10 protein-coding genes are annotated in these 15,365 nt (G+C 61.4%); 8 read left to right on the top strand and 2 right to left on the bottom strand.

Annotated features, from left to right (window positions below; genetic code table 11):
- The first annotated feature begins 334 nt into the window (after positions 1–334).
- The 4 genes from HW554_RS16005 (at position 335) to HW554_RS15990 (ending at position 7,751) form a co-directional block, all read left to right on the top strand.
- The gene (locus HW554_RS16005; protein WP_176909589.1) at positions 335–3,652 is read left to right on the top strand and encodes a PAS domain-containing protein; all 3,318 of its coding nucleotides are present in this window, start codon (positions 335–337) and stop codon (positions 3,650–3,652) included.
- 490 nt (positions 3,653–4,142) lie between these two features.
- Positions 4,143–4,436: a hypothetical protein gene (locus tag HW554_RS16000; protein ID WP_176901240.1), complete on the top strand. Its 294-nt coding sequence runs from the start codon at positions 4,143–4,145 to the stop codon at positions 4,434–4,436.
- 179 nt (positions 4,437–4,615) lie between these two features.
- A complete protein-coding gene (locus HW554_RS15995) occupies positions 4,616–7,237 on the top strand; it encodes a TonB-dependent receptor (RefSeq protein WP_176909588.1) in 2,622 nt (873 codons plus the stop codon).
- 214 nt (positions 7,238–7,451) lie between these two features.
- Entirely contained in the window at positions 7,452–7,751 is a 300-nt protein-coding gene (locus HW554_RS15990; protein WP_176909587.1) for a putative quinol monooxygenase, read from the top strand.
- Between the two features lie 315 nt (positions 7,752–8,066).
- Here HW554_RS15990 and HW554_RS21020 read toward each other — a convergent pair whose 3' ends face one another.
- Positions 8,067–9,311, bottom strand: coding sequence for a M1 family aminopeptidase (locus tag HW554_RS21020; protein WP_176909586.1), 1,245 nt, complete (start codon positions 9,309–9,311; stop codon positions 8,067–8,069).
- 221 nt (positions 9,312–9,532) lie between these two features.
- Here HW554_RS21020 and HW554_RS15980 point away from each other — a divergent pair, with 221 nt between their 5' ends.
- The 4 genes from HW554_RS15980 (at position 9,533) to HW554_RS15965 (ending at position 14,171) form a co-directional block, all read left to right on the top strand.
- The gene (locus HW554_RS15980; RefSeq protein WP_176909585.1) at positions 9,533–10,051 is read left to right on the top strand and encodes a (2Fe-2S)-binding protein; all 519 of its coding nucleotides are present in this window, start codon (positions 9,533–9,535) and stop codon (positions 10,049–10,051) included.
- A gap of 98 nt (positions 10,052–10,149) precedes the next feature.
- Positions 10,150–11,169, top strand: coding sequence for an FAD binding domain-containing protein (locus tag HW554_RS15975; protein ID WP_176909584.1), 1,020 nt, complete (start codon positions 10,150–10,152; stop codon positions 11,167–11,169).
- Between the two features lie 228 nt (positions 11,170–11,397).
- Positions 11,398–13,629, top strand: a complete 2,232-nt coding sequence (locus HW554_RS15970) for a xanthine dehydrogenase family protein molybdopterin-binding subunit (protein ID WP_176909583.1) — start codon at positions 11,398–11,400, stop codon at positions 13,627–13,629.
- Positions 13,630–13,826: 197 nt separating this feature from the next.
- Positions 13,827–14,171: a hypothetical protein gene (locus HW554_RS15965; RefSeq protein WP_176909582.1), complete on the top strand. Its 345-nt coding sequence runs from the start codon at positions 13,827–13,829 to the stop codon at positions 14,169–14,171.
- Between the two features lie 237 nt (positions 14,172–14,408).
- Here HW554_RS15965 and HW554_RS15960 read toward each other — a convergent pair whose 3' ends face one another.
- Entirely contained in the window at positions 14,409–15,296 is an 888-nt protein-coding gene (locus HW554_RS15960) for an RDD family protein (RefSeq protein ID WP_176909581.1), read from the bottom strand.
- Positions 15,297–15,365 lie beyond the last annotated feature (69 nt).

Genomic DNA, 15,365 nt, shown 5'->3' with positions numbered 1-15,365 from the left:
GGCTCACCGACAGCAGTGGGCTCCATATCTGCGTCAACTATTGGCTAAGCCGCTCATTCCGGCCCTGCTGCCTACGAGTGCGTAAGTCCTAGAATAGTTTCTTGGCGGGTAAATCCGCCGCGTTTCATTTTGAAGAGTTGATTGCCATTCCTGAACAATTGTACCCGCGCAACGGCCGCTTTCAGTTCTGGCCACTCTTCCCCAGCTGCGTAAACATGCGTCTCCGTCCGATCCACTAAACGAAGCCGCAGTTACCCAGGAAAATGCCAACTACCGCTCTCCGGAAACCCTGCTTTGGCAGAGCCGTTCCAACGGGCACTGTCTTCGTCTGCTTATGGCCCTTGCCGCTGCCCCCATGTCTTTCCCGTCGTCCGCTCCGCCCGACCTGCTCCAGGCGGCTCTGGAAATTTCTCTCACTGGCTTCATCGCCTTTCGGCCCATATACGACCCGGCTCACCCGGCCACCATCACCGACCTGGCCTATGTGTACCTTAACCCCGCCGCCCAGCGGATGCTGCAGCTGCCAGGGTGCCCCGCCGAGTCGTTCCTGACCCGGTACCCCAGCGCGGTTGAGGCTGGGATTTTTGCCTTTTACCGCGACACGTTTCTTGCTGGTGCGCCCGGCCGCTTCGTCGTGAGCGGCCAGCACGAGGGCCTCGACAATGCCTATCAGCTGGCCGCCCACCGCGCCGGCGACCTACTCGTCGTCAGCTTTTCTGAAACTGCCGACCAGCCCCGCCCCGCCGGCGACGAGGCCCTGCGCCAGAGCCAGGCCGCTGGCGACGAGGCCCGCGCCGAGGCCGAAGCCCAGCGCCAGCGCCTGCTCAACGTCTTTCTCCAGGACCCCGTCCTGATGGCCCAGCTCCGCGGCCCCGACCACCTCGTGGAGCTGGCCAACCACGGCTTCGAGGGCGCTTTTGGCCACCGCGGTATCCAGGGGCGCACTTACCGCGAGGCCGCGCCCGAGCTCGTGGCGCAGGGCTTTATCGACCTGCTCGACCGCGTGTACCAGACCGGCGAGACGTTCTCGGCCACGGAACAGCCCGCGTACATGGACGATACCAATACCGGCACGCCGCAGCTGCACTACCACAACTTCATCTACCAGGCCACCCGCAACGCGGCCGGGACCATCGACGGCATCCTCATCGTGGCCACCGATGTTACCGAGTTGGTGCTGAACCGCCAGCAGCTCGAAGAAAAGGAACGCCATACCGCCCAGCTCAATCAGGAGCTGGAGGCCCGCGTGCAGGCCCGCACCCAGGAAGCTGAGGCCGTCGCCCAGCGCCTGCAGCACGTCACCGAAAGCCTGCCCAACACCATCTTCACCGCCGACGCAGCCGGGCAGGTGCTCTATATCAGCCCGCAGTGGTACGCCTACACCGGCATGGCCCTTGGTACCCCCGTCAGCGAAGCGTGGCCTGACTTTATTTACCCCGCCGACCTGCCCGCCATTTCGAAGGAGTTTAACGCGGCCCTAGCCGAGGGCCGCCCGTGGAGTTATGAGTTCCGGCTGCGCGGGGCCGATGGCCACTACCGCTGGTTTGCCAGCCAGGGCGTGCCCGAGCCGCTGGCCGAGGCCGAAGCGGCCGGCCGGCTCCGCCAGTGGTTCGGCTCCAACTTCGACGTCGACGACCTGAAGCGGGTGCAGCAGCGGTTTGAAGAACAGGACCAGCTTCTGACCAATATCCTCTCTTCTCTGCCAGCCGGCGTGGTCACCTTCGAGGGCGAAGACCTGCGCTTCGGCTTCTTCAACGAGGCGTATCAGCAGTTGGCTGAGGGACGGGTTGTGCTGGGCCGCCCGGCAGTGGAGGTGTTTCCCGAAGTGGCCGAGCAGGGGTTTCTGGCCTCGCTGCGGGAGGTGCTGCGCACCGGCGAGCCCTACCGGGGGCAGGAAGTGCCGGCCTACGCCCGCGACCCGCGCACCGGGCAGCAGCAGGACATGTACCTGGACTTGGCCTACCTGCCCCTGCGCCACGGCCAGCAGGCGCCCCACGCCGTACTCGGCTTCCTCGTTGATGTAACAGGCCGCGTACTGGCCCGCCAGCAGGCCGAGGCCGCTCAGGCCCTGGCTCTGGCCGCCGCCGGACAGGTCGCTGCCCAGCGGGAGGCGTTTTTCCAGGTATTCGAGCAAACCCCGGCCCGCATTGCCCTGCTGTGCGGGCCACACCACGGCTACGAATACGTCAACCCCGCCTACCAGCAGCTTTTCGCCGGGCGCGAACTCGTCGGCCGGCCCATGGCCGAGGCCATCCCGGAGGTGCGGGGGCAGGGGTTTCTGGAAATGCTCGACCATGTGTTTCAAACCGGCGAAACCTCTTTCAGCCACGAGCTGCTCGCCTACATCCCCCAGCCAGATGGTCAGCCGCCCCAGGAGCGCTACTTTGACTCGACCTACCAAGCCATACGCGAGGACGGCCTGGTAGCGGGCATTTCGGTCTTTGCCTACGATGTGACCGAGCGGGTGCTGGCCCGCCGGCAGCGCGAGTCCCAGCGGGTGCAGCTGGCCGAACTGTTCGAGCAGGCCCCGGCGGCCGTGGCCATCCTCGGCGGCCCTGGCCTGGTGCACGAGCTGGTGAACCCGATTTACGCCAGTCTGTTTCCTGGCCGCGAGCTGCCCGGCCGCGCCCTCGCCGACGTTTTTCCCGAGCTGGCCGGCACCGGCGTGGTCGAAAGCTTCGAGCAGGTGTACCAAACTGGCCTGCCCAACGAGGAGAAATGTTTGCTGATTCCCTTCACCAACCCCGCCACCGGCCAGCTCGAAGACCGGTACTTCAACTACAGCCAACAGGCCCGCCGCGACGCCCAGGACCGTATCGACGGCGTCCTGGTGTTCGCCTTTGAAGTAACTGAGCAGGTGAGTGCCCGCCAGCACGCCCAGGCCCTGGCCGCTGAGCTAACCACTGCCAACCAGCAACTGGTGCGCATCAACGCCGACCTCGACAATTTCATTTATACCGCCAGCCACGACCTTAAAGCGCCCATCTCCAACCTCGAGGGCCTGCTCTACCTGCTACAGGAAGAGCTGCCCGCCGAGGTGGCCCAGAACGCGGAAGTTGGCCCCGTTCTGGCCCGCATGCTCGACGCCGTAGACCGTTTTAAGCGCACTATCGACCATCTCACCGATGTGTCCAAGCTGCAGAAAGAGCACCAGTCCGCCGCCACCCTGGTCAACCTGGCTGCCGTGGTCGAAGACGTTCGGCAGGACCTGCAGCCCGTGCTGGAGGCCGCTGGGGCCAAGCTTTTTGTGGCCGTTTCCGCCACTCCGTCCATTCCTTTCACAGAGAAAAACCTGCGCAGCATCGTCTACAACCTGCTCAGCAACGCCGTCAAGTACCGCCACCCCGACCGCACGCCCCACATCGACGTGCGGGCCCACGTGCGCGCCGGCCACACCGTACTCGAAGTGCACGACAATGGCCTTGGCCTCGGCCCCGCCCACCTGCCCCGGCTCTTCACCATGTTCCAGCGCTTTCATAACCACGTCGAGGGCACCGGCATCGGGTTGTACATGATTAACCGCATGGTTGAAAACGCCGGTGGTCGCATCGAGGTGCACAGCCAGCTCGGGGCCGGCTCCACCTTTTTCGTCTTCCTGCCCCACGAGAATGGCCCCACCGAGCAGTCCTTTCCCGCTTTTATCCCTGCCTAACCTGCACCTTGCTCAACGACGACGACGACGACACCACCAGCTTCCTCAACCGGGCGTTACTCCGGTGCATGGCGTCAGCGACGCCGTGCTGGTGGCCGGCAACGGCCCGCAAGCCCTCTACCTGCTGCCCGCCCACTGCGCGCCGCTCAGGTCGGAATTAAAGATGCAGCGGGGCGGCTGGAGCGCTAACGCCGCGCCCAGCGCTGTTAAACAGAAACCTATGTCGAGCGTATTGCTCAGCTCTCAACTCAGTCCGTAGCGCGAGTGCCAGTCGGGCACGGCCACTAGATACAGGAAGGCTTTGGCTAAGGGAGTGACGGGAGTGTTGGTGCTCCACATTTCATTAGGAGCGCTCCGTACTTGTTCGCGCAGCAAGTACGGACAGCGCGTAACGCTCTGTGCGGATACTGGCAGGCGGGGTTTGGGATAAACCGGCCAAACTTTGGGGAGTACTGCAACTGCTGCCCGGCGGCCCTTTATCTTTGTCCCCATGAAAGCGCCCCTTTTCCATCCCGGCCAGGAAGTTATCTGCACCAACGACGACTTTACTATGCTGCTGGTGCAGAATCCCAACATCCAGACGCCCAAGCGCGGCCCCATTTACACCGTGCGCGACGTGTACGACACGCACAACGGCTTCGGTATTACGCTGCACCAGATAAACAACGCGGCCGTGGCGCCGGGCTTCCCCGAGGCCAACTTCCACGAGTCGCGTTTTGCGCTGGTGCCGCCGCTGGAGGAAGTGGATATTTCGGCGGCCATTGAGGAAAGCGTAACGGTCTGACGACAGTGTATGGGCTATAGGCAACTGGCTTTTAAGCCGGCCACCGCAAAGCCCCTGCTTGCCGATAGAGTAGCTGCTCGGATTTCATGCGCCGGGGTGAAAGGCAAATGACGATCCTGGCTGTTGCCTGCTGCATAGCAGATGCTCTGGCTACCATTGTTGCTCCTGGCTGTCTTTATATGAAGCACGCGTTACACGTAATACGTCGCCGGGCGCTGGTAGGGCTGGCCGTGGCTGCCGCTACGGCGGGTAGTCCGGCCCTGGCCCAGCAGGCTGCGCCGGCCGATACCACCCGCCGGCCGGTGCGGCTGGGTGAGGTGGTAGTTGCCGCTTCCAAGGTGGAGGAGAGCATTCTGCAGTCGCCGGTTACGGTGGAAAAACTGAATGCGCGGGCCTTGCGGCTGTCGCCGGCACCTTCGTTTTTCGATGCGCTGGAGCAGGTGAAGGGCGTGCAGGTGCTTGCGCCCAGCCTGGGGTTTAAGGTGCTCAACGCCCGCGGCTTCGCCAACACCACCAACGTGCGCTTCGCCCAGCTCGTAGACGGCATCGACAACCAGGCCCCCCACATCGGTGGGCCGATTGGCAACGTGCTCGGGCCGAGCGACCTGGACATCAAAAGCGTGGAAATTGTGCCCGGCACGGCGGCGGCATTGTATGGGTTGAATGCCATCAATGGGCTGGCCAATTTCAGCACCCGCAACCCGTTTGCCAGCGAAGGGCTGAGCGCGCAGCAGAAAGTGGGCGTCAACCATATAAACGACCCCAACACGGGGGCGCGGCCCTATTCCGAAACCAGCCTGCGCTATGCCCGGGTGCTGGGCTCGAAGTGGGCTTTCAAGGTGAACGGCACCTACCTGCGGGGCTACGACTGGATGGCCACCGACCCGACCGACCTCAACCCCAACGGCAACGCCAGCACCGGCCTGCTGGGGGCCGATAACCCCGCCCGCGACCCGGTAAGCAGCTACGGCAACGAATCATCGAACCGCAGCACGCTGACGCTGGGCGGCAAAAGCTACCAGGTGGCCCGCACCGGCTACCTGGAGCGCGACGTAGTAGATTATCATCTGCAGACGCTGAAGTACGACGCGGCCCTGCATTACAAGCCGAACGAGCGCACCGAGCTGGCCTATACCTACCGCGGGGCCCGTTTCGACAACGTGTACCAGCGCAGCAACCGCTTCCAGCTGGCCGACTACCGGCTGCAGCAGCACGCCCTGCAGCTGACGACGCCCGTGGTGCAGGCGCGGACCTACTTCACGCAGGAAAACACCGGCCAGAGCTATAACCTGCGCTCGGCCGCCGAAAACCTCGACCGCAGCTTCAAGCCCGACAACGCCTGGAACGCCGACTACACCGCCGAGTGGAACCGGGCCGTAGGGCAGGGCCAGCCGGTGGCTGCTGCCCACGCCGCGGCCCGCACCTTTGCCGATGCCGGCCGCCTGCAGCCCGGCACCCCGCAGTTCCGGCAGCGCCTGAACGCGCTTTCCGACATCAATAACTGGGACCAGGGCGCGGCCCTGCGGGTACAGGCCAATCTGCTGCACGCCGAAGTGCAGGCGAACCTGGGCCAAGCCCTGCGGCAGGCTGGGGGTAAGGGGATGCCGGTGTGGGCCGATGTGCTGGTGGGGGCCGACCACCGCACCTACTTCGTGCAGCCCGATGGCAACTACTTCATCAACCCCAACCCCGGCCGCGACCAGTTCAGTACCCTGGCCTACGGCAAAACGGGCGGGTTTGTGCAGGCCGGGGCGCGGCTGCTGCCGGGCGAGAAGCTCCGGCTTACGGCCACGCTGCGGGCCGACAAGAACCGCTACTTCGACCTGCGCTTCAACCCCCGGCTAACGGCCGTGTACTCGCCCACGGCCCGTCATAACTTCCGGCTCAGCTACCAGAGCGGCTACCGCTTCCCGAGCTTGTTCGAAGGGTTTTCCAATGTGAACAGCGGGCAGGTAAAGCGGATCGGGGGGCTGCGGGTGATGTCGGACGGGGTGTTTGAGGGCAGCTACCTGCGGAGCTCGATTGACGCGTTTAATGCGGCCGTAACCCGGGCCGTGAATACCGGCGGGCAGAGCCGCAGCCAGGCCATTGCCGCCAACCAGAGCCTGCTCGCGCGCAACCCCTACACCTACCTGCGGCCCGAGTTTGTGCGCTCGTGGGAGGTAGGCTACAAGGTGGCCCTGCTGCCCGGTGGCCGTCTGCTGGCCGACGTGGATTTCTACGCCAATACCTACCGCGACTTTATTGCCCAGGTGGAAGCCTATGTGCCGCTGGCTGCTGATGGGCAGCCCCTGCCGGCCACCCCCAACGCCGTGGCCACCGCCCTCAACGCCCGCGCCACCCAGGCCCGCTACCGCCTCTGGACTAACTCGCGCAGCCGGGTGTACAACTACGGTGGCTCGCTGGGCCTGCGCTACGACGTGCCCGGCGGCCTGCTGGCTGGCGCCAGCACCACCTACGCCCGCCTCGACCGTACCGAAGCCGCCGACGGGCTGGAAGCCGGCTTTAATACGCCCCGCTGGAGCTACAACCTGAACCTGGGCCACGAAAACGTGTACCGCCACCTGGGCTTCGGCCTCAACTACCGCTGGCAGACGGCTTACTTCTCCGAAACCTTCCTCGTCAGTGGCACCGTGCCGGCCTATGGTACACTCGATGCCCAGCTCAGCTACCACCTGCCCGCGCCCAATCTGCGGTTTAAACTTGGGGCCAGCAACGTGCTTAACCGCTATTACGTCAGCTACCTCGGCGGCCCCGGCGTGGGTGGGTTGTACTACGCGCAGGTGACGTACGGGCTGTAGGGGAAACAATAAGGGCGATTCGACGGTGGTGAAGATGCTTTAGAACGTCATGCTGAGCCTGCCGAAGCATCTCTACCGTTTCGTTGCAACGCCAGAGAAGCGGTAGAGATGCTTCGGCAAGCTCAGCATGACGTTTTAGGGCTTAATAAAGTGTTGCAGTAAACATTCTACTGTCGAGCCGGTCCTACTTGCCAACCCTTTAAGCCCCCCACTCATGGTAAAAGTAGGATTGTTTGTACGCCTCGAAGCCAAGCCCGGCAAAGAGCAGGAAGTAGCCGATTTTCTGCGCGGCGGCTTGGCCCTCGTAGAGCAGGAGCCCGGCACCGCCACCTGGTACGGGGTGCAGATGGGCCCTTCTACCTTCGGTATTTTCGATACGTTTGCCGATGAGTCGGGCCGGGAGGCGCACCTGAGCGGCAAGGTGGCTGAGGCCCTTTTTGCCCAGGCCTCCGACCTGTTTTCCTCGGCCCCGGCCGTAGAGATGCTTGATATTCTGGCTGCTAAGGGCGCATAGTTCTTTCGGCTTTAAGACAACCGTCTCTCCGTACCGTTGCCAGTTACTGGTTCGGTGGGAGAGGCGGTTTTGTGCCGTGGAAGCCGACTGTAGATACCAGGTTGCCTAACGGTGTAGGGTGCGGGGCTTAGCTTCGCTGTCCTCCGGTTGACCCCGCCCGCCGTTGAACGGCTCAGGTCTGAATCGTTCAACGGCGGGCGGGGACAAGCCCCGCACCCTACTCGTTCCCTGATTCAGACCCGGACTGTTCAACGGCGGGCGGGGTCAACCGGAGGACAGCGAAGCTAAGCCTCGCACCCTACACCGTTCTTCTCCTTACCGCTTCAACTCTGCCAGTAGCCAGCCGCGGGTTTCCGGCCCGGCTATCTGCTCCACCAGTTGCAGGAATTCCACGGTGGTGCTGGTTTTTTTGGCGGCAGATTGGGCCAGCAGGGTCAGGAATTGCTCGGTGCCGATGCGGGTGCGTAGCGCGTGCAGGATGCCGGTGCCCTTGTTATACATTACGCGCCGGTGCATGGGATACTCATATTTGTAGCGGTCGAAACCCCACAGGGGCGGAGTGCCGGGAGTGGTTTGCGCCAAGCGGTCCAGCTCCTTCTGGTAGCCCGCTTCGTCGCCGCTGGCTTGCAGGTAGAGGAGGCTGGAGTAGGTGGCAAAGGCTTCGTTGAGCCAGTCGGTTTCATCATGGAACGAACCATATCCCCACCATTTATGGCTGATTTCGTGGGCCAGAATCAGTAGTTCGTTAGTTCTGGCCACGTCGAAATCGGAGTAGGTGATGACGGTAGCGTTATCCAGCAGCCCGTAGGCCCCGCTGTTGTTGCCGGGCATCAAAATGGTGAACCGGGTAATGGGGTCCTGCCGGCCGATGGTGCGGTTGTAAAAGGCCGTAATTACCTCGGCCTGCCGAAGCGTTACTGAATCGGTTTGGGTCAGGGGGACACCGGCTTTAACGAGCGTGATGGGCGGGCCCGCAACAGACACGGCTTGGTAGAACTGTTGGGCCACGAGGGCCGTGAACTCGATGGCGCTGGTCGTGCCCGAAAAAGTCCAGCGGCCAGCCTTCTGCTTATCGGGCTGGGGTGTGCTGCGCACCTGATAGGCGGGCGGCACCTGCACCGTCAGCTGGTAGGGTAGCACCTCATATTCCTGGTAGGGCCGAAAGGGCAGCCACTCGCTGTGGGCACTGAAAAGGGCTGCCTGGTCGGTATAGTTATTCTCACTGATGCTGCCCGTGTACACCAGCTCAATGGAGCGACTCCGGCGCGGGTTGGGGCCGAAGCGAACCTGAATCTGCTGGTGCGGATAACCTGCATACTGCACCGATGTAATGCGCGACTGCGCGTTCTGCGTAGCCTGCACCGGTTGCAGCTTGAAGTGGCTATTCAGGTTCAGCCGCACTACCGAAGTGGTGTCGGAAGCGGGCAGGGTGAAGCGGTAGCGGCAGGTGAAGGAGTGCGTTGCCGGCGCTACTTGCAGATTTACTTCTACGAAGGGCATTGCCCGGGCCGGGGCGGCGACCCCAAGGGCCGCGAGCAGTAGAATGAATAGATATTTCACGAAAACAGGTTTGGCTATACAAGGCGGGTGCCAAGCTACGCACGATGGTGCGAACAAGAACGGCGAACTGGGCCGCTGGCCGCTTTATTGATTTTTGAGTTGAATAAATATGGCGTGAAGCATAACGCTGCAGCCGTTGTGGGCGTACAGAAAAGGCGCCTGTTGGCGTCGCGTCGTCGGCGCTAGGCGCTTTTCTCCTTCACTACCATTACCCCTGTCTTATGTCGCAAACCCTTACCAGCGCCCCCGCCAGTGGCGGCCTGCCGACCCCGGTGTCTACCGGCCCGGTGCGCCTGCACATCAACGGCGAAACCCAGACCCTGCAGCTCGCGCCCTGGACCAGCTTGCTCGACGCCCTGCGCGAGTACGCCCACCTTACGGGTACCAAAAAGGGCTGCGACCATGGCCAATGCGGGGCCTGCACGGTGCTCGTAAACGGCCGCCGCATCAATAGCTGCCTCACGCTGGCCGTGATGCACGACGACGACGACATCACGACCATTGAGGGACTGGGTACCCCCGAAAATCTCAGCCCGCTGCAGCAGGCCTTCGTCGACCACGACGCCTTCCAGTGCGGCTACTGCACGCCCGGCCAGATCTGCTCGGCCCAGGGCCTGCTCAACGAGGGCCGCGCCCATTCCGAAGCCGAAATCAAAGAGCTGATGAGCGGCAACCTCTGCCGCTGCGGCGCCTACGTTGGCATTCTCGACGCCGTGAAGGAGGTTGTAGATAAGCAGTAGTGAGTGGCGGGTAGTGAGTAGTGAGACGCAAATGGTGTCCTGTTACTCAATCTGCCAGTGTACTCCATACCAAATACTCACTACTTAATACTGAAAACATGTACCCTTTCTCCTACTCCCGCGCTACCGATGTAGCCGATGCGGTGCGCGACAAGGCCGGCCACGACGGCTCGGCCTACATTGGCGGCGGCACCAACCTGATTGACCTGATGAAGATGAACGTGGAGCAGCCCCCGCATCTGGTCAACGTAGCCAAGCTGCCGCTTTCTAAAATCGAAGATTTGCCCGACGGCGGCCTGCGTCTTGGGGCCACGGCCACCAACTCCGATACCGCCTGGAACGAGCAGGTGAAGGCGCGGTACCCATTGCTGAACCAGGCAATTCTGGCCGGGGCCTCGCCGCAGCTGCGCAATGCGGCCACCAACGGCGGCAACCTCATGCAGCGCACCCGCTGTTACTATTTCTACGATTTAGCAACGCCCTGTAACAAGCGCGAGCCTGGCTCGGGCTGCTCGGCTATCGGGGGCTTCAACCGGGTTTGCGGCATCCTGGGCACCAGTGAGGCCTGCATTGCCACCCACCCCTCGGATATGTGCGTAGCCCTGGCGGCCCTCGCGCCCACCGTGCGCGTGAGCGGCCCTAACGGCGAGCGAACCATTGCCTTCGAGGACTTCCACCGCCTGCCCGGCGAGCAGCCCGAGTTCGACAACACGCTGGTCGAAGGTGAGCTGATTACCTCGCTGGACTTACCCGAAAAAGGCTTTGCTAAGCACTTCGCCTACCTCAAGCTCCGCGACAGGCATTCCTACGCCTTTGCCCTGGTGAGTGTGGCCGTAGGCCTGGAAATGGATGGCGACACCATAACAGATGCCCGCCTGGCCCTGGGTGGCGTGGCCCACAAGCCCTGGCGCGACCTGTCGGCCGAGCAGTTGCTGAAGGGACAGCCCGCCACCGCCGAAACCTTTGGCCGCGTGGCTGCCCACGTGGTGGCCAACGCCGTGGGTCGTGGCTCCAACGACTTCAAGATTGAACTGGCCCGCCGGGCCATCGTGCGCGCCCTTAAGCAGGCCGCCGAAGGTCAGCAGCAGGCCGGCGACGTTTACCTGGGCGGTCAGTAGGGGCAGGGCTTCGCTTCGCCCGCCATTGCACGGAGCCGCCGGAGCAACCCGGCCAGCTCCGCGCCATACAGAATGATGTAGGGGCGGGGCTTGCCCCCGCCCGCCGTTAAACGATTCAAGGCCGAGCCGTTAAACGATTCAGACCCGGACCGTTGAACGGCGGGCGGGGGCAAGCCCCGCCCCTACATCGTTATTACAAAGCCGTCAAACAGCTACAAACTCCATCCCATGAGCCAGACCAACCATATCGGTAAAGCCCCGAGCCGCGTAGACGGGCCACTGAAAGTAGCGGGCGCGGCCCATTACTCGGGCGAATTTAACGTGCCCAACCTGGCCTACGGCTACGTCGTGAGCAGCCCCATTACCAAGGGCAAAATCCTGAAAGTACACGCCGATGAGGTGCGGGCGCTGCCGGGTGTGCTGGAGGTGTTTTCGCACGAGAATGTGCCGTATCTGGCCTGGTTCGATAAGAGCTACAAGGACCAGATTGCCCCCGGCGGCTCGCCCTTCCGCCCGCTGCACGCGCCCGACATCACCTTCAATCAGCAGCCGGTGGCGCTGGTAGTGGCCGACACGTTCGAGCTGGCCCGCTACGCCGCCGCCCTGCTGCGCATCGACTACGAGCAGCAGGAGCACGAAACCAACCTCGAAACCAAGCGCACCGAAGGCTACGCGCCGGGCGGGGGTAAAATCGGCTTCCAGCCACCACCGCCACCCCGTGGCAAGCCCGACCAGGCCCTGAAAGATGCCACCCACAGCATTGAGGCCGAGTACGCCCACGGGGCCCAGCACCACAACCCCATGGAGCTGTTTACCACCACCGTGGAGTGGCGCGGCGACGGTAAAATCACGGCCTATGATAAAACCCAGGGCGTGTACAACGTGAAGAACTACCTGATGGGCGTGTTCGGGCTGGGTAAGGACGACGTGCGGGTGGTGAACCAGTTTATGGGGGGTGGCTTTGGCGCGGGGCTGCGGCCCCAGTACTCGGTGTTTATGGCCGTGCTGGCCACGCTGGAGCTAAAACGCTCGGTGCGCGTCACGCTCACGCGCCAGCAGATGTTCAGCATCGGCCACCGGCCCAATACGCTGCAGTTGGTTAAGCTTGGTACCAACCCCGACGGTACGCTGGCCGCCCTCCAGCACCACGCCCTCCACGAAACCTCGCAGTTCGAGGACTACACCGAGAACATTGTCAACTGGTCGGGGATGCTGTATAAGTGCGAGAACGTGAAGCTGGGCTACCAGCTGGCCAAGCTCGACATTTACTCGCCCCAGGATATGCGCGCGCCGGGTGCCGCTTCGGGCAATGTGGGCCTGGAGGTGGCCATGGACGAAATGGCCTACGCCGCCGGCCTCGATCCGCTCGAATTCCGGATGCGCAACTACGCCGACCGCGACCAGAACGTGGACAAGCCCTTTTCGAGCAAGAAGCTGCGCGAATGCTACCAGCAGGCCGCCGCTAAATTCGGCTGGGAAACCCGCACCCAGGAGCCCCGCTCGATGCGCGCCAACGGCAAGCTGGTGGGCATGGGCATGGGCGGGGGCGTCTGGGATGCCACCCAGGTGAAATCGGCGGCTAAGGCCCTGATTTCGGCCGACGGACACCTGACGGTGCGCAGTGCCACCGGCGAAAACGGCACCGGCACCTACACCATCATGACCCAGATTGCGGCCGAAACCCTGGGCCTGCCCCTGGAGGCCGTAACCTTTGAGCTCGGCGACACCGACCAGCCCGAAGCCCCCATCCAGGGCGGCTCCTGGACCGCCGCCTCGGTGGGCACGGCCGTGAAAAACGCCTGCAACGCGCTGGGCGAGAAAATCCTCAAGCTGGCCCAAAAACCCGCCGACTCGCCCCTGAAGGACGCGAAGTACGACGACGTGGAGTTCGTGAACGGCCAGCTGCGCCTGCGCCTCGACCACGACCAGGCCGTGGTGTTGCGCGACGTGCTGCAGGCCAGCGGCGAAACCCAGCTCGAAGCCGACAGCTCGGCCATGCCCAACATGGTGAAGCAGAACGGCTACTCGCTGCACTCGCACAACGTGGCCTTCGCCGAGGTGGAGGTAGACGAGGACCTGGGCAGCATTAAGGTGACGCGGGTGGTGAGTGCCGTGGCCGCCGGCCGCATCCTCAACCAGAAAACGGCCCGCTCGCAGGTGCTGGGCTCGGTGGTGTGGGGCCTGGGCATGGCCCTGATGGAGGAAACCGTGATGGACCATAAGTTCGGCCGCTACGTGAACCACAACTTCGCCGAGTATCACATCCCCGTCAACGCCGACATCCCGCACATCGACGTCATTTTCGTGCACGAAGACGACGACATCGTGAACCCGCTGGGCGTGAAGGGCATCGGCGAAGTGGGCATGCTCGGCGTCACGGCCGCCATTGCCAACGCCGTCTTCCACGCCACCGGCAAGCGCGTCCGCGACCTGCCCATCCTGCTCGATAAGCTGCTGTAACGGCCACCACTTCAGGCAATGCAAAACCGCCCCGCAACCGTAAGGTCGCGGGGCGGTTTTTTTGTGGGCAGAAGGATGTTGCAGGGAGGTTAACGTATTGGCGCTGTGCTCTCAGGGAAGGCGGAGGGGTGATTTTGCCTAACCTTTCCGAATCAGCAGCAGTAAACTATAGGGTTCTTTCACTAACCCAATCTGATATGTCAACTTCCAACAATCCTTCCTCCGCCGGCCAGTCGCTCGACGATGCTATCAACGCCGTTAAAGGCGGCCTCACCGCCGCACCAGCTGCCAACCAGATTGATAGCTGGATTGGGATGCTTGACCTGAACGGCCCCGGTAGCCAGGGCGAAATCGCGCTGGAGCTGAAGAACCTGAAAGACTACATCAGCTCCAACGATAGCGCCAATATTGCCCACACGCTCGACGCCCTGGGGCAGCTTGCCACCAGAGCCGCCGACGAGGACGTGGACGAGGAAATCAGAACCAAGCTGCTTCAACTCGGCGAAACCCTCACGGGGGCCAGCACCTCGCTGCCCAAGTAGCCCGGCGTTACGGCCGCGCTTGCCAACGCCGTCTTCCACGCCACCGGCAAGCGCGTCCGCGACCCGCCCATCTTGCTCGATAAGCTGCTGTAACTACTGCCGCTGACGTAACGCAAAACCGCCCCGCAGCCGTAAGGTCGCGGGGCGGTTTTGTGTGTGGTTGAACCACATCATATTGGTAACGTTTTGGCTATGCGTAATGTCCCGCAGGGCATTGACTACAGGTGTTGTTATCTGCTACCTTTCTGATTCTTTTTCTCGCCAATCAAGTGGTAGTGTTTTTGTCTGTATACTTCCTGGCTGCTGAAAAACATATTTTATCTGTCCAACAAAAGTCTTTTCAGGAAATTTTGTTATAAGCAGTGGTAATGTCGATGATTTAATTTTTTCATAGTCATCGACATTGTCTATATAATTTTCCTTTAGGCGAAGAATTACGGAGATATATTTCAGGTCTTTATTTTTTTCTATTTTGTCGTAAATACGAACGTCGGCAGTAAGGTATGCTCCCAAACTGTCTGCGAAAAGCTGTTCTGTTTCGTTGGCAGAAGCTTCGTTTATAGAACTTTCAATATAAGCTACTCGGTCACTTTCTATTTTTGATTTAATTCCTTCAAATGGAAGCATAGTAAGAACTATAAGCCCGTATGCAAGAATGATTGATAGTCCGATTTGAGAGTAATTAACTTTTGGTTGAGCAAGTTCTGGGTTGAACGGGACTACCCTTGTCCCTGCAACCAAATCTCCTATTCTTCTGCTTGGACTTGCTAAGGTTACAATAACTTCGATTGGCCAAAGAATGCAGAAGATATTTCTAACAAAACATCTAATCGGAGAAGCTGAATTTCCGCTTTTGTTTTCCACTACCTGAAGCTTCAAAGCTCTCTTTGCGAAGCTTCTTCCATTAATGCAGTCTTTGCAGAAATATAAAGCAAAACCAAATAGACCAACGTAACTAAGTCCACCGAATATATCAATATCGGATTGATCGTGATTAATTTCAAAAGCAGATGAGAATCCTGAAATAATTCCGGGGATGAAAAAGAACATTGCAATAAATGTCATAGCAATGTGGTCAAGTAACATTGAGCCAATTCTTGTTCCTGCGTTAGTTTTCTGTTCCATTGTTATTTTAAATTTCTCGTTCTTTTAGGTTGCGCTCAATATTTCTATTGCCACGACTCGCAGCAGAAG

Origin of the sequence: Hymenobacter lapidiphilus (assembly GCF_013377885.1) — a bacterium.
Lineage (GTDB): Bacteria > Bacteroidota > Bacteroidia > Cytophagales > Hymenobacteraceae > Hymenobacter > Hymenobacter lapidiphilus.
Note: the sequence above shows the minus strand (reverse complement) of the source record. Positions and strands in the feature narration are given on the sequence as shown.

Excerpts from the sequence above, each read along its gene's own strand:
- HW554_RS16005 (WP_176909589.1), top strand. The coding sequence starts at position 335 with ATGGCCCTTGCCGCTGCCCCCATGTCTTTCCCGTCGTCCGCTCCGCCC.
- HW554_RS15970 (WP_176909583.1), top strand. The coding sequence starts at position 11,398 with ATGAGCCAGACCAACCATATCGGTAAAGCCCCGAGCCGCGTAGACGGG.
- HW554_RS15975 (WP_176909584.1), top strand. The coding sequence starts at position 10,150 with ATGTACCCTTTCTCCTACTCCCGCGCTACCGATGTAGCCGATGCGGTG.
- HW554_RS15980 (WP_176909585.1), top strand. The coding sequence starts at position 9,533 with ATGTCGCAAACCCTTACCAGCGCCCCCGCCAGTGGCGGCCTGCCGACC.
- HW554_RS15990 (WP_176909587.1), top strand. The coding sequence starts at position 7,452 with ATGGTAAAAGTAGGATTGTTTGTACGCCTCGAAGCCAAGCCCGGCAAA.
- HW554_RS15995 (WP_176909588.1), top strand. The coding sequence starts at position 4,616 with ATGAAGCACGCGTTACACGTAATACGTCGCCGGGCGCTGGTAGGGCTG.
- HW554_RS15965 (WP_176909582.1), top strand. The coding sequence starts at position 13,827 with ATGTCAACTTCCAACAATCCTTCCTCCGCCGGCCAGTCGCTCGACGAT.
- HW554_RS16000 (WP_176901240.1), top strand. The coding sequence starts at position 4,143 with ATGAAAGCGCCCCTTTTCCATCCCGGCCAGGAAGTTATCTGCACCAAC.
- HW554_RS15960 (WP_176909581.1), bottom strand. The coding sequence starts at position 15,296 with ATGGAACAGAAAACTAACGCAGGAACAAGAATTGGCTCAATGTTACTT.